Genomic DNA, 23465 nt, shown 5'->3' with positions numbered 1-23465 from the left:
AAGAGCAGAAGCGGCATGACGACGCCTTGCGGCAGCAAGTGGAAGAGCGGAAGAAACACCACAGCATGGCCGCAGGCAATGAAGGCAAGACCTGGCTGGACTATCTCCCGTAAAGGGGTGACCGGATGACGATGATGCTGATGCAGACATTACCAAGCGCGAGCGGCGGCATGGACTGGCTCTACCAGTTCACAAACAATCTCACGGATCTCACGACACAAAATGGAGACGCTCTGTCGCAGCTTGGTGAGGTCGAGCTGAGTTGCATCGCGCTCTTCACCCTTGTGAGCATGGTCGTCAACTGGAGCACGTCTGGTATGACGCTGCGCTTTCATACCCATCCGGTCCGCGCCGGAGAGTTGGTCAGCTTCCTGATGCGGCTGATACTGTGCAGTCTTCTGCTGCACTATTGGGTGAACCCGTTCCCTGGCGCGAGCTTTGGCATCAATCACTTCTTCAGCTACATCGCACAGGCAATGGTTGTGGCCTTCGATCAAAGTTCCTTGAACCAACTGCTCCAGTGCATCAAAACGGCGGGCGACAACACACCGATGCCGTCGATGCTCGCTCCTACGGAGATCTTTTGCTATTTCTACGTGCAGGCACTGCTCGGCGTGACTTCCGCCATGTTGTTCTTGATCAATTGCAGCTCGTTCATCCTGTACGGTGTAACCGCATTGTTTGGTCCGGTCTTCGTTCCGCTCCTCATGACCCAGACCTTCCGTGCGAAGTTCCTGCACTTTCTGGATGTCTTGATTGGATTTGCGATGATTCGTGCCGTCGCCGCCGCATTCATCTTCGTCTGGTCCGGATTCATGATGACGTTCTTGCAGCGCACCTTCAATGGCGATTATTCGATTGGGATGTGGCTCGCCAATCTCATCCCCTGCACGATGGTCTATGTCGCGTTTTACGTCAACATGCTCTTCATCCCATCGATGACACAAAGCATCTTTGGCGGCGCAGCGGGACTCACCGCAGCGGCTCCCGGAATCGCAGGCAGTGTGGGTGGAATGATGCTCTTTCGGAAAGCGGGGGCGAGGTGATGTGGTGGAACTTCCTTACAGCATTCTTCATCGGTGGTGCGCTGAGTGAATCATCCACCGCGCGTCGCGTCGGTCGGATCGTGATGGCGCTTGTTCTGGTGGGTGTTCTCATTTGCGGTCTTATCTACGCTTACCTGATGTTCAACGCGGTCTACAACCAAGCACTCAAAGAAAGGAGCAAGCCGTCCCATGTCCACACACAGCCCAGCCATTGAACACTCCCTTACGCCCCGGCAAGCGATGCTGGCCGATGAGATCGGCAACGAGGTCTATTCGTCCCATTATGCCGAGCGGAAAGCCTACCGCATCATCATCGGTTGCGGCACGGTATTGCTGCTTGGCTCGATGGGCCTGAACTTCGCTCTGGCACATCGTCCGATTGCCAATCGCTATGTCCGCATCGATGAGGTGGGCCGCGCTCAGGCTATCCAGTACAGCGATTTGAGCTACAGTCCACGCGAAGGCGAAGTGCGTACCTACCTCACCGAATGGGCGAACTATCGCTACACGGTCGGCCGCGACACGATCGCGAAGAAGTATCCGCTGAACTACTACTTCCTGTCGCAAGGTTTGGCATCGCGTTTGATGGCCGATGACAACCAGAGCCACCTTGCTTCGCAGGTGGTCTCCGGTCAGGTCGAGTCGAGCGATGTGCAGGTGCGCGATGTGACCATCACGTCCATGTCGGAGGAGATGGTGCAGGGCGTGAGGATCGCGCGTGGCACGGCGTTGGTGACGCTCGACAAGGTGTACTCACAACAAAGTTCCCGCACCCCCCGCACCGAGCATTGGATGCTGTCCGTCACTTATTACCTCGACCCGAAGCAAGTCAATGACCAGGCGAAAATCTTCCCGCAGTATGAGTTCATCAATCCGCTTGGGCTGACCATCACGGAGTTCCATGAGAACCGTGTCTCGGTGCAGCCGATGACCCCGGTGAAGTCCCTCGCACTGGCTCCCTCAGCAATGGAGACAGTGCGATGAGTTTCGAGTTGATACTTCCGTTCTTTCCAGAAGAGCTTCGCGCTCTTCTGCTGGACCCGTCGATCTCAGATCTGATGATTAACGGGACAACGGGAGTGTTTGCGGATCGTGCGGGCGTGGTCGAACATGTTCCGCTCTCCACGCCCTACACCAACGACCGCCTCACGGCGGCCATTGAGCGCGTTGCTCGCCTGCTTGGACAAGACCTCAACGGTCAGAATCCCATCCTCAACACGCGCTTGCCGGACGGCTCGCGCGTGGCGGTCGTCGGTCCGCCATCTTCGATCAATGGGCCGACACTCACCGTCCGAAAATTCAATCGCTGGTACACCAGCGATGAACTCGTGCAGGCGGGCAGCTTCCCAGTCCACGTTCGTGATGCCGTTGTCGGTCTGATTCAGCAGCGGAAGAACGGCATCATCAGCGGCGGAACTGGCTCGGGCAAGTCTACGCTCATGAAGGCGCTCCTTGATCATGTTCCGCTCTATGAACGGCTGGTCGTGATTGAGCAACCTGCGGAATTGAAGATCGCGCATCCGAATGCCGTTCGCTGGGAAGCTGTCGCAGCGATTCCGGGTCAGATCGCTATCACGCCTAGCCAGCTCGTGGCTGCTGCATTGCGTCATCGTCCTGACCGCATCATCATGGGGGAAATCCGCGACGAATGTGGTTATGACTTGCTCCAGGCCATGAATACGGGACACGGCGGAACGCTCTCGACATTGCACGCAGACTCCGCGCTCGATGCGCTCGACAGACTAGCGGACATGGCCTTAAGTGCAAGAACCAATTTGGACCAGGCATTTGTCCGGTCGCAGACCGGAAAGGCCGTGGACTTTGCGCTGCATTGCGAGCGCGATGCACGGGGCCGCCGAAGAGTCCGGGAGCTGATTACCGTCTCCGGCTACAGCCATCCGGAACAGTCGTTCAATACCCAGGAGGTCTATCGTGCCTCCGACGCCTGATACGCGAGCGTCCAGCTAACAGAATCCCAACCCGAACCGAGGTCACTCCGATGGTCTTTCATGCGGCTCATGTAGCTGCACAGCCCAACTCATCCCTGAACGCGCCCAGCATGGCAATCCCGGCTTGCGACGAGCAGCGTTGGCCGCTCGCATCCGTGGGCTCGATGCCGTCCGCATCGGAGGCCGTTGCGAGATCAAGCGAAGCTGCGGTAGGTGGAGCTTTCCGTCGCGGGAATCGATTGGGTGACTTGTGCTCATTTGGGTTCCTTCCGTCTTGTATCCCGTCCTCTGCTCGGGTTCACGCTTCGGGACTATCCTGCGCCCTGCGGCAGGCTCGCTCTTCTGCTTCCGCTGCGCAGCCCTCCGGGTTACGGTTTCCAGCTTCGCCGGACCCTCCGTAAATGCAGAGCTTCGGCCTTGGGAGCATGGGCCACTCGCTCGCTTCGCGAAGGGTGACCCGAGCAGCTAACGGGAAATACAACGAAACGGAGATCACCACCATGTACCAGAACAAAGTCACCCTCATCGGCTTCATCGGCAACGACGCAGAAGTTCGCACCAACAACGACCGCAGCCTCACGACTCTTTCACTCGCAACCAAGTCGTCCTACAAGAAGGACGGCAAGTACATCGAGCACACCGACTGGCACCGTTGCGTCGTCTTCGGCAAGCTCGGAGAGTTCGCCGCCAAGCTCCAGAAGGGCGCACACATCCTCGTCGAGGGCGAGTATCGCAGCCGCAAGTTCACCAGCACGAAGACCGACACGGAGCAGACTGTGTGGGAGATTCGGGTGAACTCGATTCTGAAGCTGGATCGCGCAGCGAAAGCTGCGGCGGAAGAGGCAGAAGACGCGACCTCCGAACAGGAGCTGCACGACGACGACATTCCTTACTAGGGATGTCGTTTCCGCCGCAGGAGGCCGGTATCGCCCGGCCTCCTCGGCTGCTAAACCCCGTGGCATCGCGCTGGCAAGGAAAGACGGAATGGAGGTGGTTCGATGATCGAAGTTGCAAAAGACTTTCTCGTTCGGAGCTTCGCTCCTGGCTCGACGATTGCTCTCCTGCTGCGCACGGAGAGCCCTTTGAAAACAACGCAGCGGGTTGTCACGCTGCAGCAGGCGCTCGCTCCTCGTTACCTCGGCTGGCTCGCTTACCAAAACCATCACGGCGCAAACGTGTATGTGGCTACCAATCCGCTTCGCTCTGGCAGCCGGAAGCGCACCAAAGAGTGCATCGCTGCCGTCCGTCATCTCTACCTCGATATCGACGAGGATGGCGATGCTCGGCTCGCTGCGCTCCGGGCGTCGGATTGTGTGCCTACTCCATCCGCCATTCTCTCCACGTCCCCCGGCAAGTACCAGGTGCTATGGCGTGTCGATGGCTTCGACTTCGGCACGCAGGAGATCATGCTCAAGCGGCTCGCGTCCGCCTTCGGCGGCGATCCCGCTTGCACCGATTGCAACCGGGTGCTGCGCGTCCCCGGCTTCTTCAATCGGAAGTATTCTCCCGCTCACTCCGTAGCGGTCGAATACCCCTCCGATGCAACCTACAGTCCTGCGGACTTCCGCTTGCCGGATGAGACACGCTTTGCCACGCTGCCGCTGCGCGGGAACGCGCGGCCCAAGTCTTGTCGTAAAGACACGCATTCGGAACGCGATTGGGCTTGGGCATGTCATCAGCTTGCCCATGGCAAAGACGCCGGCAAATTGACCCATGAGCTGGCAGCACGACGCACCGACAAGCCCAATCCCCTCTACTACGCACAGAGGACGATTGACGTCGCTTCTGCTCGTCAATGGTTCCTCGAAGGCGCACCGATGGATGACGTAATCACGATGCTTGAAAGCCTTCGCCGCTTCCAGCTGCCCGCCGCACTTTGCTCCGCTCGTGCGCGGGAGATTGCAGGTACGGCACAGCGCATGATCTCACGCAAAAAGTTTGCCTGATCTTGTCACGAAAAGGAGAACCAAATGCCACTACTCGAAGTAGTCCAAACCAAACACCTCAGCGCCTCGATCCGGTTGACTGATTCGACCGCGATGCAGGTCGATCAGTACGCCGCCTTTATCAAGGCTTCGGCCAACGATGTTGTCGAGCAGGCACTCGCGTATGTCTTCTCCAAAGACCGCGAGTTCCAGGAGTTCCTTCGCACTCCAGAAGCCCAGCGGATTACGCCGACACTGCGGGTGCGTCGCGGCAATGGAAGCGATGCGTCAGAGCGGCCTGCACGCAAGCCTGTTTCCTCGGCATCTTCGCCAGCACAAACAACTGCGATCGTGGCGGGATCAAAGGCATGATCCCGTTGGAATATCCGTGGCAAAGCCACTGCGGTGCTGCGCACCGGAAGAATCTTGACACTCCATCCCTTATAGGGTGCTGCCAAGGAACTTTTGTTCCTTGCGGGGAACCCACGAAATAAGAGGCATTTGCATGAAACCGGTTCCCTGTAAGGAACCGCACTAATTGGCTCTCTGTGAGGCAAAGATGCAGATAAATCGAGATGAACATGCAAGCAGATCAGCGCGGCTTAGAGGCCGCACTCGAAGGTCGCAAAGCGTCAGTACGAAGCTCACGCCGCAAGAGGAGAAAGAGGTGTTGGCCGCCGCAGAGTCCCAGGGAAAAGCGCCCAGCGAATGGGCGCGCGACGCTCTCCTGTATGCGGCCAGAGGAAAACAGCGTGGAGATGGCATCGCTACATTTGCCGAAATACAGGCGCTCCGCCTTTTGCTCATCAACACTCTGGAACCGCTTCTTCGTGGCGACGAGATGACGGCGGAGCAGTTCAAAGAGATGCTTCGGTACGTGAAAAACAACAAGCGTAAAGCGGCAGCGGACATGCTCGCCAGCTATGCAGAAGGGGCCACGGAATAGCCATGACTGACACACAATGGGGACGCAAAGAGACTATCGTTCGCCCGCCTCACTATCCCGTGTTTAGCTTCGGAGCGGTCGTCGTCGCGCAGTTTGTCACTGCGCTCTGCATCTATCTTCACTTCGCTTTCGTGATGACTCCGCTCCAGCGTTACTACCTTCCGTGTTACCTCGAAACTGGCTTTCTCGGAACCATGAGGCAAAGCAGTAAGTATCAACTCGTCACAGTAACCGACCGCCAACATCATGCCCGGCCCGTCACTGAAGCCGACGTCCAGCCCGGCTTCACACCACAACCGAACGGTAAGCCGATCCCGCTGGCGCTCTCGCAAGCAGCCCGCTCGTCGGGACTCGTTTTGCTCTATCGGGGAGCTAAGGTGGGCTATCAAAATCGACCGCTCCATGATTACCTACAGCGTCTCGTCTACGACGGTGAGAGCTTCCTTGCGATCTTCCAAGTGCCGCTGGGGTCAGGTCTGGCGGTCTTCCTTTTGCAGCTCCCATTCACCGTTCGAAAAGATGTTCGCCGGTTGAAAGAGATGAAGTACGGACGCCTCTTGAAAGGCCCCGTCATGGTCTCGCCGAAGGCGTTTAATCGGGCCATCAAGGGCGATGGGGTTGGCTTACGAACAACAGAATCCAAAGACCTCATGCGCATTCCCCAGCTGGCCGAAGGCCAGCACATCGAACTGATGGGCGATACCGGCACGGGTAAAACTCGACTCATCATGCAGCTCCTCGTCCAAATCAGAGAACGCGGCCATTCCGCCATCGTGTACGACCCCGCCTGCGAGTTCGTGCAACGGTTTTACGATCCTAAAAACGACACCATCCTTAATCCTCTGGACGCTCGATGCCCATATTGGGGACCGTCCGAGGAACTGCGTCGCCGGGCTGAAGCGAAGGCCATTGCTGCTTCGCTCTACCAGCCGACGACCGACAAGAAGGGCGAGTTCTTTACCGAGACGCCGCAGAAGATCTTTGCCCATCTGCTGACTTTCGGCCCCAGCCCGCAGGAGCTGGTCGAGTGGATGGCAAACCCCGACGAGATCGACCGTCGTGTCCAGAACACGGAGATGGCCATGATGATTGCCAAGGGTGCGCAACAGCAGCGCAACGGCGTCCTGGCGTCACTGGGACTCATTGCGGACAGCCTGCGAATGCTGCCCAGCAAGGAGACTGCGCATAACCGCTGGAGTGCGACCGAATGGGCGGAAGATCGCAAGGGCTGGATCTTCCTTACCTCGAAGCCCAGTGAACGTGAGGCCCTGCGGCCACTGCACAGTCTATGGATCGACTTGCTCGTCTTGCGTCTCTTGAATGAACCGAAGGAGAATCAGCATCCGGTGTGGTTTGTACTGGACGAATTGGCCAGCCTACAACGGTTGCCGCAGCTACATACAGCCATCACCGAGAACCGGAAATCGAGGAACCCTCTGGTGCTCGGCTTCCAGGGCAAAGCCCAGCTCGAAATGATCTACGGCCACTTGGCTGAGGTGATGCTGTCGCAACCGACGACCAAGATTTTCCTGCGAACTACGGAGCCGAAAGCTGCAGAATGGGTCTCGAACGCCATCGGCAAAATTGAAATCGAGCGTCTACGCGAAACGCACTCTACGGGCCTCCGCGCGGGCAATAACTTCAGCGTGGAACGTCAGGTCGAACCGCTGGTGTTGGATTCCGAGGTGGCAGGCTTGCCAGACCGGCATGCTTTCCTCAAACTCGGAAACCACGTCGCCCGCTTCGCCTTCGACCACTGGAATATCCCAGCTACGCAGCCAGCGTTCGTCCCACGTCCGCTAGAAGATGACGACCTTACATTCGAACCGACCACGCTTGCGAAGAAGCCTGCGAAGGCTACAACGACGATGCCTCTTGCCAGCACCAACGTCGGCGAAGATGAGCCGATCGAAACCGGGTTCTCTCTGGGTGACTGACCATGCTCACTATCTCTAAACCGCTGTCGGCATCACAGGCCCAGACGTACCACGCGAAAGAATTCACGTCCGCCGAGCAGAACTACTGGAAACAGGATGACCGAGCCCTGGGCGAATGGCATGGCAAGCTGGCCGATAGGTTTGGGCTGGTCGGAGGCGTCGAGGAGGAGCACTTTGCACGACTCGCAGACGGGCAGAATCCGATCACTGGCGAGCAGCTTGTACGTCACCGCCTCGTCCAGGAATACGAGGGCGCGGATGGGAAGACGGTTGCACCCGTCGAGCATCGCGCCGGTTGGGACGCAACCTTTTCTGCGCCGAAGTCAGTATCACTCACCGCACTGGTAGGCGGCGATGACCGAGTACGGGACGCCCATCGGCAGGCAGTGAATATCGCGCTGAATGAGCTGGAGCGATACACGCAGGCTCGGATCGGCGGCAACAGTCCAGCGGAGACTACCGGCCAGTTCATCGCCGCGAAGTTCGAGCATGACACCGCCCGTCCCGTCGACGGTTATGCTGCGCCCCAGCTTCATACCCATACCGTCATCTTCAATGTCACCGAGCGGGAGAACGGACAGACGCGCGCTTTGCAGGAGCGTGGCCTGTTCGAGTCGCAGCAGTTTGCGACCGCTGTCTATCAGTCGGAATTGACGTTTCGTCTCCGCAATCTCGGCTACGAAATCGAAGCTGGCCGCAGTGGAGCACCAGAGATAAAAGGGTTCAGCCAGGAATATCTTGACGCCTCAAGTCCACGAAGCCAGCAGATACGAGAACATCTGGAAAAGACCGGCTATCAGGGACCGGAAGCCGCACAGATCGCTGCGCACTCCACCCGTGACCGGAAAGAGATTCACTCGCCCGCCGAGGTGTTGGCCGCACATCGGCAGATCGCCGCTGAGTTCGGTAATCAGGCTGACAGAGTTGTTGCGGAAGCGCGGGAGCGCGCCCTGGTACACGGTCACAGAAGTGACCACAAGGGCTCCCAACGGATGGCTCACCAGGCGGTCACTTATGCTCGCGACCGCAGCTTTGAGCGCGAAGCGGTCACGGACGAACGTGACCTGTACCGCGATGCATTGCGACGTGGCATGAGCGAAACCACCTATGCCGAAGTACGCGTCAGCTTCGACGCCCGCATTGCATCGGGCGAGTTCCAAGCTCTGCCGAGACTGAAGCACGCTACGGGCCGGCTGCTAACAACCACCGAGACGATTCAGGCAGAACGCGAAGTGATCCGGCGTATGGAACAAGGACAGAATAGAGCCGCGCCCATCACGTCGATTCAGAACGCAGTCCGGCTGACGCAATCGAACGAACAATTGAATACCACACAACGTCGCGCCATCGAAGAGGTGCTGACTTCGCGCGACACTGTACAAGGGTTACAGGGCCGGGCTGGCTCGGGGAAAACCAGTGTGCTCCGGAGTATCCGCGAAGGTGCCGAACAGGAGGGATATGTCGTCGAAGGATTCACGCCCACATCTCGTGCCGCACAGCAGCTTCGCGACGCCGGCATCTCTGCCGATACGCTGCAAGGTTTCCTTGTGCGTTCGTATGCTCCCGCCTACACGCGGCATCTCTACATGATCGATGAATCAAGTCTTGCAAGCACCAAGCAGATGCGAGACTTTCTCCAAAAGATGAGTCCAGAAGATCGTGTGCTCCTTATCGGAGATACGCGCCAGCACCAGGGCGTTGAGGCCGGAAAGCCCTTCGAGCAGTTGGTGCAGGCCGGGATGCGCACTACCGAATTGGATCAGATCGTCCGGCAAAAAGATCCCGAACTCCTGCGCGCGGTCGAGCACTTGTCGCGAGGTGAGGTGGCCGAAGGCGTCGCCCTCTTGGAGCGGCAAGGGCGGGTGAGGGAGATTTCCGACCCTCAGCGGCGCATTACGGCGATCGCCCGCAACTATGCCGCCAGCCCCGAAGACACGATCGTCGTCTCGCCCGACAATGCTTCACGCCGCGAGATCAATCAGGCTGTGCGCATGGAGCTGCAAGCAACCGGCATCGTGCAGATCGAGGAACAAACCTTGCGTGTGCTCGTGCCGCGCTCCGATATGACCGGAGCTGATCGCACCTGGGCAGCACGTTACGCCGTGGAAGATGTAGTGTATTACACACGTGGCAGCAAAGACCTTGGTATCGATAGACACAGCTACGCCATAGTCACGTCTGTCAATCCCAAAGACAATCTGCTAACCGTAGAAAAATCGGACGGCGAACAGGTGACTTATAACCCCGCTCGACTACACGGAATCAGTGCCTACCGTGAGATCGAACGCCAGTTTGCAGTGGGCGATCGGCTGCAGTTCACGGCCACGAATCGTGAGCTGGGGGTGGTCAATCGCGACCTTGGCACGATAGAGCAGATACGAGCTAACAAGCAGCTCTCGGTTCGAATGGATAATGGCAAGGAGGTTTCTTTAGACGCAACCACCATGCGGCATTTCGATCATGGCTACGCAATGACATCGCACAGTGCTCAGGGAGTAACCTCCGCACGTGTTCTAGTCAACATAGATACAGACGTGCACCCCGAGTTGATCAACGGACGGTTTGGATATGTGTCAGTCTCCCGCGCTTCGCACGACGCGCAGGTATTCACTAACAACGTGGCAGCGATATACGAAGGCCTTAGCCAACAAGTCTCGAAGACTTCTGCGCTCGCACTCGATCAGATTACTTCACTGGGAAACTAGTGTCAGGACAGTTTCAGTTCGCATGCGTTTGCTAAGAGAGCCATCACCGTTGGTCGGTAGATATCGACTGGACTCAGGCAACAGCCGCTCTCTCTGACTCTTGCATGACATACCAGCTTCAATCGCTGCGTGTCTTACCAATCCTGAATTGCTGATATAGATGCCCCGCAGGCACGAGTTTCCGACCACCATGGTTGCCGTCCCCCCTTTAGCTAGGACTCGTGCAATCTCGCCAACAGTCCCATGTACATCGCTGATGTAACGATCGATCATCCGTTGATATCGAGACGGAAGCATACCAACTTCGCCCATCGCCATTCGCGAAGCAACGACATCGACATGAGCAGCACCTGAGGCTCGCTCTGCGCCGAGAGTATTCGAACGAATATCTCGAAGCGTCGATAACCGATAGCCGAGCCAAACAAGAGACAAGCGATGACCTCTCATATAGTCAATGGCATTCAGGTAAGGCGGAGACGTTACGACCGCATCTACCGAGCGGTCTTCGAGTCGAAGTTTTCGAGCATCTCCAAGCGCAACTTTCGTTCCACCGCTCGGCGGAGCTTTCTGTAATCTTGAGCACAGATTTTTGATGGATCTCTCGAATCCTTCAAAGCAGCAGTAGTCAGAAGAGGTAGCCACTCTATGCGGTCTAGAGTGCGATGTGTCTCGCGCCAATGAGGCGCACTGTTCTTTGGTTATGATGATTCGGCTGAGCGCAAGGCTAAGAACATTTCGTTCTGCACGCTGTTTACGCGGATTCGCTAGTCGGACGCAAGAAAGTACGTATGCCAGCTTCCGCAATTGGTTCAACTGCTTTGTTCCGAACCAAAATTCAACGAAAGCTTTCGTCTCCGGATCGTCATCCATCCAATCAAGATGGACGTCACGATCTCTGAGTTGCTTCGCCTCATTGAGGACAAATGTCCCGAGGTCAATGACCCGTTCCAACGAAACAGGCGTCGTCCAAACCTTGGACATGAGAACCGCTAACGGGTCCATGTCGAATCCGATTGCCGATAACCCCAAATCGTTTGCTTGCCGCAAGACGGTGCCCGAGCCGGACATCGGATCAAGGATTACTGATTTGTGATTGAGCCGTTTCAGACTGTCGAAAGCAAGCTCCGGAGCCATTCTGGCGGGAAATGGGTGAACCGAAAAGCGGCCGCTAGAGATGGAGCTAGGCTTCATCTTTGACCTCTGTTCTGAACGTGCTTGATCGCAGAGGACGGATATTGTCACCTAAGAGTGCAGAACTTCTACGACGCAACTCATCGAAGGATGCCAAAATAACGTATGACTTTCCGTCAAAACGCAGAGCCCCCTGACTGGCAGACGCTAAGTCTAAAGAAGCCTTGACGATTGCGTCCATTAAAATACCAGTGAACTCTGCCCGTCGTGCGATTCCTGGAGCGATGGTCTCTACTGTACGCTCCATATCGGGAAGCAACGACGAAATCTCTTCAAGTTGATCAATTATTGCAGCGCATAGCGCTTGCATATTCCATGCGGGTTTAGCGAAAAGATCATCGATCGCTTTTTTGACACTGTTGGGGGAGAATGCAGTCATCACGATTTCTATGACGGTCTGAGCGTTAAAGTGCCTCGATTCGGCAGCCTTTACGACTTGCGCGAGTTGCGAGACAGTCCAGCAAGAGATCTTCAACTCGGTGGCGGTTTTCGCTGCTGCTGCATCTTCTTCGCGGGTTGAGCCAGGATACGACGGTGCTACTAGCAACACACCATCCGCTTTGTGATCTGTCCGGTGGCGCGCCAATCCGGCAAAATCGATGGCAGAAAGACTAGGGACTTTAGCGGAAGACTTTGCCTCCAGGGTTATTGCGCTCGATCTGCCCGGATACGCGATGTATCTCGCGATTCCATCGGGTTCGTCCGAGCCTGAAATGTGTTTGGCCACGAATCCCAGAGCGCGGGCGGCTGCGACGAGCGCGAGCTCAAGATCATGTTCGTCCGCGGAAGAATCTATCAATGACTGAGCAATTCCGTTGTGAGAGAAAGGATGGTCTTTCACCAAACTGATTAGCAGCTTATTTCTCTCTTCGAGTACCTCTCCAATGATTTGTGGCGATACGCCGAAAGTTCTTAGTTGCGTCTCCAGCATCGTTTCGGCGGTCAGAATGTCTTCTAGGAGAATTTTGGCTCGCGGATCATCAACATGAGCAGCTACGAATGGATGATCGGCATTGATCGTGTAAGTCGACTGTGCAGGGTCGAACTTGACCAACCGAGAATTCGCCCCGGAGCCAGAATAGTTATAAGAGAAGCCAGAACGCGGTGCTGTGTAAAGTTGCTCGATCACCTCAGAGAGCCTGTCTTCGGACGGCAATTCTGTGTAGAACCAAGAACCGTCTGCGTCAGCTCCGGGGCTTTGTGAGCTTCGCAATAGTGCGGCGGCCACTGGCTTCTCCAGAAGATTTGGGCTCACGAAGGATCGATCAACCTCTTTCTTGTTTGTCTCCTCGTCCTCTTCCTCATCGAGGGCCTTGTCGTACTCGCTGCGGGCATAGAGGAAGATCTCTTGAAGGAGTGTTTCGAACTTTTCCTTGAGCACAGATCGTCCTACGCCTTCACGCGGCGCCGTAATGACCTCGTCGAGGTCATCCGCAAAAATCTGAGCGTTGAAGCGATTTTCTGTACCGTGGTGCAGGTGAACCATCCCGAAGAACGGTTCTTCTTCGTTTATCAGCCGCCCTCTAACTCGAACGAAAAAGCCGTGGCTTCGAAGCAGGTCGTCACTCTTTCCCGGAAGTGTTCTCTCGGTTACCCGGACATGCCCCCTCACTCCTAGCTTCAGTGTGTCCGAAACGATCAAATCGCCATCAATGCGGAAATTGTCACCAGTCTTCTCATTTAGGGACTTAAGGCGTTCAGGAGGTAGATCCTTCAGATCGAAGTCGACTAGGCTCTTGTAGCCGTCTTTCGAACTCTCAATTTCAGTTCCATTCAGATACAGATGGAAGCCGGTGCTCATGGGCATGGCCGTTGACAAGACCCATCTCAAACGCCCCAGTGTGATGTCGGCCGCTTTAGGCTTCAACTTCTCTATGATGGCCAAGGTCCATGTCGGCTTGCTAAAATCTTGGCTTGTGATTCCGCATTTCTTAATAAGGTCAGCGAACTGCTCGCTCCCTGCAAGACCATCCCAGTTATCTATCCTGCGTATCACTATGTTGACAGGAGTCGGCGCAGCATCAGGCTGCGACGAAAAGAGGCTGAAATCTAAGCTCGCGCTGCAAATGCCTTCAGATGACTTAGAGACGTAAGTTAACTGCGACCCCACCGTAAAGGTCGCCAGCTTGCCGATACCGAACTTTCCAATCTGTTTCCGCGCGCTGGTGCTGTTCGTTTCACTGAGGCGCTTCTTACTGTTTCCGATGTGCCAAAGATCTCTCATCTGGGAGGAAGTCATTCCCACTCCAGTGTCGAAGATCGCCATCTGTTCTTCGGTGCCTGCCTTAAGTTGATCACTGCTAGGTACATAGAGACGGCATGTCTCTGCCTCAGCATCCCAGGAATTGACCACCAACTCTTCTATTGCCTTCAAAGGTGATTGATAGAGCTGATCAGAAAGCAGATGAACGATCTCGTTGGAAATCAAAACCTGAACGTCCGTGAGCTTCGGAAGCCCTTCCAGCTTGGCAGATAGAACCGCGCTTCCTGTATCCGCGACAGAGGAGTGTTCGATGGTTGCCGTACCGCTAATGTGGCCATTCGTGTCGGACGTTTGGTTGGAAGATGGCATCTCGCTCGCTCTGATTCGTGACAACAACATTTTAGACGGCTTTGTAGGTTAGCATAATCGACGTTGATCGGCTGAATCGCTGTGTTTGTGCGCTGATGCCCTAGAGATGTGAGATTTGGTTCTCCTCAAGCGAATGAAGTCAAAGGAGGTGCCTGCAAAGGCAGAAGAAGCCTAAGTATGGAATTACAATCCCCGGACGGCCCCTTTGGTATGCAGCGGTGTAGAAACTCCGGAACAATCAAAGACCTATGAGCAGGAAAGGACGTTCGCTATTCCCAGCAGCGATCCGAACGAACTGGTCGCGGCCATTCATCCGTGCACGACCATAAAAATCCCGATCTGTAATGCGCAAGTCAGCATCTTCGACCCGCAGTGAAAGAATCGCTATCGCGCATTCACAAACAGCACCGATCAGTTCTTGTTGGGAAGAGGGTCGTCCCACCAAGCAGAACCTCCGGAATGAATGGAGAGCAGTTCCACAAACGTCTCATTGTGATAGCCACGAACAAAGACCCCATATCCAGGCGCGATATCGGGCGGAAGCTGCACGACCGAAACAAAGGTGCCCACCAAGCTATTGCAAGCGTCAATCGTCTTCAAAACCATATCTGCGAGCCACGGCAAGACCGAAGCTATGTTTTCGTTGTAGAAGTGTTCTTCGCGCCACCCCTCGAATGTGCTGAATGGTGAGCTTTTCGGATCAACACAGAAGCCCCGCTCCGTGTCAAAGATCATCCCAAAAGCGCCTCCGCTGTGTACGATCTTGTCCCTGGTCCTCCTCAGTTCTGAAAAGAAGGGTGCGATGCTTGCATATTGTTCAGCCATCGGCGTGGGAAGACCGAACTTTTCTTCGATCTCAGCAGCACTTCGCGGCTTTTCATTTTCGTTCAGCACCATATAAGAGAAAGTCTTGCGGAGGGGATGGCCGCGGCGGAATGCTTCAGCCTTTTCGTCATGCAGTTGAATCTTCGTCTTCCAAATCCAGGCAATCATCTCCTGCAAAAGGTCAAATGTTGTGCGGCATAGCGTCACAAGATATTCGAGTTCGGTTAATGCAAACCTATGAGTTCCTCGATCTCCTAACCGTTCCTTGGACTGATGGAAATGCTTGAGCTTCGTGACAGATGTCCCCATATTGTGGAAGTCATCACGTATCGCACTAATAAGCGGACAAATCTCATGCCAACTTGCTTTTTGCCACATGATATGTACGAAGGGGATGAACAGATCTGATGGTTTGGCCGCAGATTTTGCGACATAATCACCTTCGGTTGTGTCTACGATCTTGCCTTCGATAAGCCCTACGGGAGTGTTAAACCACATACGCCAACTTGTTCCGTCCCAAAGAGGCATCAGGTTTACAGTTCTACCGTCTAGGGCAGTCACATCGAGATATGGCAATTTCTTCAATTCGTCAAACGTGATGGCGCTCATCGTTTTCTTCTCTTCTGTCGATTGCTTAGGTCGTGAGCTTGAATCCGCTTCCGATCACGTCGAGTTGCGGTATTGCCAAAAGGCAAAATGTCCAAGTGAATTATCGTAGTCCGCATAAACACTTTGAAAACGTCATCTGCCCATGACGGCGAACCACATTTTCTCTAGCATCGCCGTACTCGTAGTATCTGAATAGCCAAGATCAAGGGTTCTCACTCTTTTTTCTTGTCGGACGGTGCGAGGATGTTTCGATCTCACCGACGACAGACTTACCGAATTTTGCCCATCGATCGTTGTCGATCAAGGTTGACCTGACAATCTCGATATCTGCGGCTGCGTCGATGCTTTTGAGGGCGGATTTGACAGAATCCGCAATAGATCGAGGCATCCACGGACTCAGATAGATACGATCGATGCAGTCCAGCGGAACTTCGATGTTGACGTAGGACCTAGATTTGTCTCGCTCTTCATAGATCACTCGATATTCTGATTCCGGTTTGAACGGTGCTCGTTTCATAAACGGCAGGTCGCGAACCTTTTTGGGTGTCTCATTTAACTGGTCAAGTGGAATGTATGTGACTCTGCGGCCACGAATACCTTCCCACTGATTCAGGTTAGAGAGCAGTTCTTCTTTTCTGAAGCTAATGCAGACCCCACTGGAACCTGATGCGAACACGCTCCAATGGTGGTATGTCTCGGTTTGTTGGGAGAAGCACACCGCGAGCAGCGTACCTAGCTTCTTGTTTTCCTTGTAGAGCCGCATATACAGCGAATCGTTCTTGTCGTCCCAGTTCCCAGGGTCCAGGAAGGTAAGAGACTGCTTCGTGAGCAGGTGTATGAGAGAAGGCAGATTGCTGTAGCGTCGTAAGAATTTCTTCGTCAGCGTCATTCTCGATCCAGTCGATCACCTAGTGTTTGAGCACTATTGTCGCCGACTTCCGGGAGGAATTCTCGTTCCGCGTTTCGGCTGCATTCGCGTCTTTGCTCCTCCTCCGGTGGGTCTGTTCGTGACTGTTACGAAACTCCTGATCTGTTTGGCGCAAAAGAATCCTGCAGAGGAGTCTCAGCGGGTGGTGTACAACGTGGTTTGGAACTCAAAGGGCGGGATCGTCGTCAGGCCAGTTACTCCGACGCAATCAATTTGGCTTTGGCTTTGATTTCATCCCGAATCGCTCTGCCTTCTGCGACGGGCAAGCCTTTAGGGTCGCACAATGGCCAATCATCGCGTCGGGGCCTTGGGACATACGGGCATTTGTCACCATAGCCCAGGTGATGAGCAGCTCGGCTTCTTTGGCTAGCTCTTCGGTCATCCGACGCCACTGTATCGGCATCGTGCATCGTCGTGTTCAGTTCGGGCAATCCTCATCTGTCGCTACGTACCAAGGCACCTGTTTGGACTGAAAGAAGTCAGGATATCGAGCGGTGAGGTGAGAAAGCACCAGCCGACCGATGCGAACACTATGCTCCACTTCTTTCTCCCATTCCATGTTGGCCAGGCCGTCGCTGTGCGTGGTCGGCCAACGAGCAGTCCGAATCGCCAAAATCAAACTGGAAGCTATGACGAGCGCCGGACCAAGTTTCTGCTGGTCGACCTCAGAGCGATAGCCTCCCACCTGTGATCCGTTCTTAGTGGAAGTCATGGGATGTCACCTGGAGGCTGCCCGCCCCTCTTTCATGCTGAAATTCGCGGAATGAAGATGCCATCACATGGATGATTGGGCCTTGTTTCTGCAGTGGCCCCTCCACCTCGACGAACTTGGACCTTGTGACCGCAAGACGGTGTTTCTCGAAAAACTCTGGAGACACGAAGACATTGAAGACACCTGTTTCGTCGGATACGGAAAGGAAGACCACGCCTGAAGCTGTGCCCGGTCGCTGCTTGACGATAGCAAGCCCGGCAGTTTTGACATACGAGCCATCTGCTCGCTTTGCGAGGTCTGCCGCCCGCAGATAGCCTCTGCGATCCAGTTCCTTCCGTCGAAACCACATGGGATGTGGACCGGTCGTCACGCTGCTGACTGCATAGTCCGCCACAAGCCGTTCCTCTGGAGTCATTAAGAGCAATGGCGAATCAGCAGAGTCTTCACGCAGCCAATCGCTCTGTTGCATCAGCAGCGGCCCCTCCAGCTTGCCCGCCCGTTCTACCTGCCAGAGAGCATCCCTGCGGTGCGCGACACCGTTGAGGCTATTCAGCGCGCCCACGTTCGCAAGCAGCGCCAGCTCCTTACGATTGAGGTTGGGAACTCTCAACACGAGATCATCGACGGAATGGAATCTGCCTTCGGTACGAGACGAGACGATCGCTTCTGCACTTTGCTTTCTCAGGCCACGTACATACCCGAGACCGAGCCGCAGCGAAAGAGAGAAGTCTTCCTCGCGCTCAACAGAGCACGACCATTCCGACACCTGCACGTCGATGGGCTTAACGCGAAGGCCGTGGCGTCGCGCGTCTTCGATAATGACAGACGGGCTGTAGAAGCCCATCGGTTGGTTATTCAGCATGGCGCAAGTAAATGCCGCGAGGTACTTTACCTTGATGTACGCAGATGCATATGCGATCAGCGCGAAGCTGGCGGCGTGGCTTTCTGGAAAGCCGTACAGAGCAAACGAGCTGATGTTCTGAATGATGGTCTCTTGCGTCTCCGCATCCAGATCGTTCGCAGTCATGCCGGCGCGAAGTCTGCCTTCGAGATTTTTCATGCGCTCCCAGGAACGACGCATCCCCACGGCCCGCCGAAGCTCGTCGGCTTCGGAACCTGAGAAGTTGGCGACGACCATCGCCATGCGCAACAGTTGCTCCTGGAAGAGCGGCACACCCAGAGTCCGTTTCAACGTCGATTCCAACGATGGATGAGGATAGATGACGTCTTCCTGCTTTTGGCGACGACGCATGTATGGGTGCATCATCTTGCCGACGATGGGCCCCGGCCGGATGATGGCTACTTGTACCACCAAGTCATAGAACTTCTCCGGGCGATTCCGGGGTAATGAGGCCATCTGCGCGCGGCTCTCGACCTGGAACATACCGATGGTGTCCGCACGCTGCAACGTCCGGTAGACCTCTTGATCTTCCGGGAGTTGGGCGAGGTCGATTGACTCGCCGTAGTGCTGGGGCACGAGCGTGAGGCAATCTTTCAGCACGGCCATCATGCCAAGGCCGAGCAGGTCTACCTTGATGATGTGCAGATTCGCGCAGTCTTCCTTGTCCCACTGCACAACAGTGCGTCCTGGCATCGAGGCACGTTCCAGCGGAACGACTTTGTCGAGCGCACCCTGGCAAATCACCATGCCCCCGGAGTGCTGGCCCAGATGGCGCGGAAGATCCTGCACGCGCATGCACAGCTCCAGGTACTTCGCGATGCGCGGATGCTGCACATCAAAGCCTGCGTTCTGGAAGGAACGGGCCATGGTATCGTTAGGGCCTTTCCATTCGTAGTTCGCAACCAGGCCTGAGAGACGCTGCAACGAATTAGGATCGAAACCGAGTGCTTTCCCGACTTCGCGTGCCGCAGACTTCCCGCGATAGGTAATGACATTGGCGGTCATGGCTGCGCCCAACTCTCCATAGCGCTGGTACACATACTGGATCGCTTGTTCGCGCTTCTCTTCGGAAGGCAGATCGAGATCAATATCCGGCCACTCGCATTTGCCGCGACTCTCGGACAGGAAGCGCTCAAAGAGCAGTTCCATCCCAACAGGATCAATCGCCGTAATCTCCAATGCATAACAGACAGCCGAATTCGCGGCACTTCCTCTACCTTGGATGAGGATGCCTTGTCGTTTGCAAAACTCGACGATGTCCCAGACGATGAGGAAGTATCCCGCGAAGCCAAGCTTTGCAATCAATTGCAGTTCATGTTGCACTTGCTTCTTTGCTCGTTCGAGAAGTCCCGCATCTTGCTTTGGTCCGTAGCGCCGTCGTACCCCTTCCTCCACGCGCTTGGCAAGGAAACTGTCCATCGTTTCCCCATCCGGCACCGGATAACGTGGAAACTCGTACCCAAGATCGCAGAGTTGAAAGTTCAAGCGCGAGGACAACTCGACGGTATTGGCGATGGAACCTGGCACATCACGGAACAATGCCGCCATCGTGCCCGCTGGTCGCAGATGTCTTTGATTGTTGAGTGCGAGCAGACGCCCCGCGTCGTCCAGTCTCGTATGGTTCCGCACTGCGGTGAACAGGTCGGCAATTTCCCGGTCATACTTCGTGGCGTAGCGCACTCCGTTTGTCGCCAACAGCGGCAACTGTAGGGATTGAGCGATACGGATGGCCGCCTGGTTGCGCCACTCTTCGGCCCGCTCCCGGTGACGTTGCAGTTCGACGAAGACATTTTGGGGACCAAAGATGCGTACCAACCGCTCCACAATCTCGCGGCCTGCTGCCTCGCCACCGCGCATCAGTGCCGCAGCGAGTGGACCTTCGTCGCCGCCAGTGAGGCAGACAAGGCCACGACTGAATTCTTCGATATCCGCGAGCTTCGCCGAGCCTTCCTGCTTCGTGGCCTCGCGCATCTTGAAACGAGTAATCATCTGGCAGAGGTTCTGATATCCCTCCTGGTTCTCACATAAGAGAGGAAGACGAGCAGGTTCCGCGAGATGTTGATGGGGTAACCACACTGGGGGAGCGAGTCGATAGCCCAGACCGGTGACTGAGACTTCCGCGCCGACGTGTGCCTTGATGCCATTCTCAGACGCGGTCTTATGAAACCGCGCGGAGCCATAGAAGCCATTGCGATCCATCAGCGCGAGTGCGGGCATCCCGATTTCAAACGCCCGTTCCGCGAGCTTTTCCGGCTGGGAACCGCCTTCCAGAAAGGAGAACGCGCTATTGGCGTGGAGCTCGATATAACGATCAGTCATAGAGCCCCACGATGCACCAGTCTTTCAGGATGAAGTCATGAGAGAGCCGGCAGACCAGCAACGAGCCGTCTGTCGTCTTCCCGATCACGTCCCATTGCTCATTGCCCCAGATCGACTCATTCCACCAATCGCCGCCCTTCAGCCAGGGCCCATAGAGTCGGTCCACCATGTAGCAACGGGAACGGAAGTGGATAGCGCACGGCTGGCCGCACCGCAACTCGACACGTGTTCGCTCTGGGGGGCGAAGAAGCCTGAGACACAATGTAGAGTTTTCGTTCGGCAGAGGCGGCTCAGCAGTCGTGATCGCAAATGGCTCCATATGGAAATCGCCTAACCGTCGCGTATCGTCGAGCACCGCCATGCCGACATTGCCTTCGCCAACAATGGCCGTGATCTTCGCCAGCACAACATCGAGCTTGCCGGGCTCAGGCAGTTGCGGTGAGAAGAGTCCGAGCTGCACCTTGCTCGTTTCGCCCGGTTCGGCCTGAAGATGAACGGCAAGGATGGAAGCCTGCGGGGGATGATTCTGGAGATCGAGATGGAGCAGCTTCAGCCAGAGCTTTTTATCGTTCGTGGGGACGCGAGGATTTACGGTGCGCGCATGTGTACCACCGCCATCCAGACGCAAAGTGATCGTGACCGACGCCAGCGCGAACACGCGTGACCGCGCACGGAGGATCAGTTGTTCCAGCATCGTGGAAACACCGAAGAGCAGGGAATCAAGATCATCCAGAGGCGAATCGAGCTCGGCTTGCTCTTCGAGGACGAACGGCACATCGATGGGCTGCAGCAGATGGGGATGCTTGCCTTGCGCGAGTTGTAACAATCGCTTTGCATCCTGCCCTAGACGAGCGATGAGGGCACGCTCTGGCAACGCCGCAATCGCGCCAACGGAACGAATACCCCACGTCGAGAAGGTCTCTGACTGCGCTTGGGTAACATCGAGAACTGTCACTGGCAAGGAGGCCAGAGCCTTCGCCTCCTCGCCACGGGGCACAACTCGTAACGCCACACCGCCACTTAGACCGCGTGCCAGGCAGACCGACGTATGCAGGTTCGCGCTGATCGTGACGGCAGCGACAATGCCTACGGAGCGAATGCGTTGTCGTATTTGCTTTGCAAGCATCAAGGGTAGACCGAACAGTGATTCTGTTCCCGCAACATCCACCCCGCACACGAATAGCCCGTTGGTGCTTCGATCTTCAATGCGCGGAGAGAAAGCGCCTGCGCATTCCAGAAGAATCCTGCTGACCATTGCTTCAGTCTTTGGCGATCGCTGCAACGCTATGACGTTCTCAAAGGTCTCGACTTCCACCTTCGTCATGCCGCGACGGAAACCGAGAAGGCGGGCTCGCGTGTTCAACGCGCACACCATCTCCGCAGGTGGCTCACCTTCCATCACCACGCACGGCTTGTCGTGCAGCTCGGGTCGCAAGCGCAGTAAGGCCTGTGCCGGAAGCTCCCGGACGTAGATACACGCGTAGAGTTCTACCGGGTGGCTCATAGTGGTCCCACCCAACTGGCACGGTGACTCCACCTTGCTTCGCGCACGCTTTGCGGAGGCTTCCGCATCGGCACGACATTGCTCGGCGTCTGCGTGAATCGCTGGCGCAGCACTTCCACGTGCGCACTCAGTCCAGTGAAGACTGTTCGCTCTTCGCAGGTATCTTCGAGTTGCGACAGGCGCAGTTGCAGTTCCGAGCTACTCTTCGCGCAGGCGTATTGGGACAGCAGAACGATGCTCGCCTGTGTCTGCTCCGCAGCCACACGGTAGCGGTGCCAAGTCGACAGGTCGATGCGCGAGACAATCTCGCTTGCGATTTCTCCGAAATCGAGAATGATGGCGCTGAAGCCGCCCGTCTGGATGAGGAGGTCCGCGCTGCGTAGCGCTTGCTCTACGGCGTCGTAGGATCGAGTCCGCTTTGCCGTACGGACCTTTGTTGACGACGACATGAGATTTGATTCGAAGCTCGCCTGGATGCGCCGAGGCTTCGAGATCGGTTCTGCGCATCGTGCTTTGATCGTCTCATCGCTGAGGAACTTGCCGACGGCCGCAGAGAGACCCTTGACCTCGTCCCGCGGGTGGGTGCCATGCCCTCCACCGTGAAGACCCTTAGTAACCGGTCTTGGCATGAAGCAGGCGGAGGGGAGGGTAAACTTTCGCGCCTCCTGTTCGGAGACTATCTCGGTCGCGCCGCAGCGCACCCATAGAAGGCGGCGGAGATCGACTCCCACCGCCGCTGCCGCTGTCGGATTGAAGGTGTTGGACGCGTCGACCCACGCGCAGACCTTTTCCGCTGCCGTCACACGCGAGAGGAACGAGAGGGCAAGGGACATCCTTCCCGAACAAGTCTCTCCCACCAGCTCGGTCATCGCACCGACCGGAAAGCCGCCTTGAACCAACTCATCCAATGGGCCAATCCCGGTCTGCATAACGGGACGCACCATTCGGACAGGAGGCGTCAATGCTGACGGAATCTTGTGCGCGAGCGCGGATTCGACCTGAATTCGGATTGTGGAGGCGGATGGCATGGCAAAGCTTATTCGCCTTATATTCGCCTATCTGCCTCCGGGCGTGTCAACAGGTGGTCGCACAGTTTTCTGTGCAGATACGACTTATCTCTCACAAACAAATGAGGAAAATTACTTTCCAAGAGACTTTCGAATGTCGGTAGCCAGCACGCCCTGCTTGCCACAGTTCACGGGCCGTTCTGGCAGTTTCTACGCAGGCAAGAGCTTCGCTATTCAGCGAGGGTCCGCGCCGGCTTCTTCCTCGGCCACCCTTCGTGAGGTCTTCGGAAGATCAAAGAGCTCACAATAACGAAATGCCCGTTTGCGAACTTGCCCGAGAAGCAGGCTGGTCGATGGGATGGGGACAGGGTCTCACTGCGGAGAAAATG

The 23465-nt window shown here is 56.1% G+C and carries 18 protein-coding genes; 10 read left to right on the top strand and 8 right to left on the bottom strand.

The features are described from left to right. Positions 1 to 125: 125 nt before the first annotated feature. The 10 genes from JAO32_RS13805 (at position 126) to mobF (ending at position 10508) form a co-directional block, all read left to right on the top strand. Positions 126 to 1046 (top strand): hypothetical protein, encoded by a 921-nt coding sequence (locus JAO32_RS13805; RefSeq protein WP_334241351.1) that lies wholly within the window; start codon positions 126 to 128, stop codon positions 1044 to 1046. Continuing rightward, positions 1043 to 1261 carry a hypothetical protein gene (locus tag JAO32_RS13800; protein WP_334241349.1) on the top strand — a complete coding sequence of 73 codons (219 nt, stop codon included), beginning with the start codon at positions 1043 to 1045 and terminating at the stop codon, positions 1259 to 1261. Before JAO32_RS13805 ends, JAO32_RS13800 begins: the two co-directional genes overlap by 4 nt. Further along, positions 1236 to 2030 (top strand): VirB8/TrbF family protein, encoded by a 795-nt coding sequence (locus JAO32_RS13795; RefSeq protein WP_334241348.1) that lies wholly within the window; start codon positions 1236 to 1238, stop codon positions 2028 to 2030. Before JAO32_RS13800 ends, JAO32_RS13795 begins: the two co-directional genes overlap by 26 nt. After that, a complete protein-coding gene (locus JAO32_RS13790) occupies positions 2027 to 2995 on the top strand; it encodes a CpaF family protein (protein ID WP_334241346.1) in 969 nt (322 codons plus the stop codon). The genes JAO32_RS13795 and JAO32_RS13790 overlap by 4 nt, the downstream gene beginning before the upstream one ends. 500 nt (positions 2996 to 3495) lie before the next feature. Next, complete coding sequence (locus JAO32_RS13785) at positions 3496 to 3891, top strand: single-stranded DNA-binding protein (RefSeq protein ID WP_334241344.1); 396 nt, start codon at positions 3496 to 3498, stop codon at positions 3889 to 3891. Between the two features lie 102 nt (positions 3892 to 3993). Next, positions 3994 to 4941 (top strand): RepB family DNA primase, encoded by a 948-nt coding sequence (locus JAO32_RS13780; protein ID WP_334241342.1) that lies wholly within the window; start codon positions 3994 to 3996, stop codon positions 4939 to 4941. Between the two features lie 24 nt (positions 4942 to 4965). Beyond that, a complete protein-coding gene (locus tag JAO32_RS13775; protein ID WP_334241341.1) occupies positions 4966 to 5292 on the top strand; it encodes a hypothetical protein in 327 nt (108 codons plus the stop codon). 295 nt (positions 5293 to 5587) lie between these two features. Then, a complete protein-coding gene (locus tag JAO32_RS13770) occupies positions 5588 to 5866 on the top strand; it encodes a hypothetical protein (RefSeq protein ID WP_334241339.1) in 279 nt (92 codons plus the stop codon). Positions 5867 to 5868: 2 nt separating this feature from the next. After that, on the top strand, positions 5869 to 7803 hold the full coding sequence (locus JAO32_RS13765) for a type IV secretion system DNA-binding domain-containing protein (RefSeq protein WP_334241337.1): 1935 nt from the start codon (positions 5869 to 5871) through the stop codon (positions 7801 to 7803). 2 nt (positions 7804 to 7805) lie between these two features. Further along, the gene (gene mobF, locus JAO32_RS13760; RefSeq protein ID WP_334241333.1) at positions 7806 to 10508 is read left to right on the top strand and encodes a MobF family relaxase; all 2703 of its coding nucleotides are present in this window, start codon (positions 7806 to 7808) and stop codon (positions 10506 to 10508) included. Here the strand turns inward: mobF and JAO32_RS13755 are convergent. The 8 genes from JAO32_RS13755 to JAO32_RS13720 form a co-directional block, all read right to left on the bottom strand. Beyond that, positions 10494 to 11699 carry a hypothetical protein gene (locus JAO32_RS13755; protein ID WP_334241331.1) on the bottom strand — a complete coding sequence of 402 codons (1206 nt, stop codon included), beginning with the start codon at positions 11697 to 11699 and terminating at the stop codon, positions 10494 to 10496. The genes mobF and JAO32_RS13755 overlap by 15 nt on opposite strands. After that, the gene (locus tag JAO32_RS13750; protein ID WP_334241329.1) at positions 11689 to 14271 is read right to left on the bottom strand and encodes an ATP-binding protein; all 2583 of its coding nucleotides are present in this window, start codon (positions 14269 to 14271) and stop codon (positions 11689 to 11691) included. Before JAO32_RS13750 ends, JAO32_RS13755 begins: the two co-directional genes overlap by 11 nt. A gap of 411 nt (positions 14272 to 14682) precedes the next feature. Next, positions 14683 to 15705 carry a hypothetical protein gene (locus JAO32_RS13745; RefSeq protein WP_334241327.1) on the bottom strand — a complete coding sequence of 341 codons (1023 nt, stop codon included), beginning with the start codon at positions 15703 to 15705 and terminating at the stop codon, positions 14683 to 14685. Positions 15706 to 15907: 202 nt separating this feature from the next. Beyond that, the gene (locus tag JAO32_RS13740; protein ID WP_334241325.1) at positions 15908 to 16594 is read right to left on the bottom strand and encodes a hypothetical protein; all 687 of its coding nucleotides are present in this window, start codon (positions 16592 to 16594) and stop codon (positions 15908 to 15910) included. Between the two features lie 457 nt (positions 16595 to 17051). Next, positions 17052 to 17345, bottom strand: coding sequence for a hypothetical protein (locus tag JAO32_RS13735; RefSeq protein WP_334241323.1), 294 nt, complete (start codon positions 17343 to 17345; stop codon positions 17052 to 17054). Beyond that, positions 17332 to 20565: a DNA polymerase III subunit alpha gene (locus JAO32_RS13730; protein WP_334241322.1), complete on the bottom strand. Its 3234-nt coding sequence runs from the start codon at positions 20563 to 20565 to the stop codon at positions 17332 to 17334. Before JAO32_RS13730 ends, JAO32_RS13735 begins: the two co-directional genes overlap by 14 nt. Next, positions 20558 to 22069: a DNA polymerase Y family protein gene (locus tag JAO32_RS13725; protein WP_334241319.1), complete on the bottom strand. Its 1512-nt coding sequence runs from the start codon at positions 22067 to 22069 to the stop codon at positions 20558 to 20560. Before JAO32_RS13725 ends, JAO32_RS13730 begins: the two co-directional genes overlap by 8 nt. Then, the gene (locus tag JAO32_RS13720; protein ID WP_334241317.1) at positions 22066 to 22998 is read right to left on the bottom strand and encodes a recombinase RecA; all 933 of its coding nucleotides are present in this window, start codon (positions 22996 to 22998) and stop codon (positions 22066 to 22068) included. Before JAO32_RS13720 ends, JAO32_RS13725 begins: the two co-directional genes overlap by 4 nt. Between the last annotated feature and the right edge of the window lie 467 nt (positions 22999 to 23465).

The organism is Terriglobus sp. ADX1 (assembly GCF_036877645.1).
In the GTDB taxonomy this organism is placed as follows: domain Bacteria; phylum Acidobacteriota; class Terriglobia; order Terriglobales; family Acidobacteriaceae; genus Terriglobus.
Note: the sequence above shows the minus strand (reverse complement) of the source record. Positions and strands in the feature narration are given on the sequence as shown.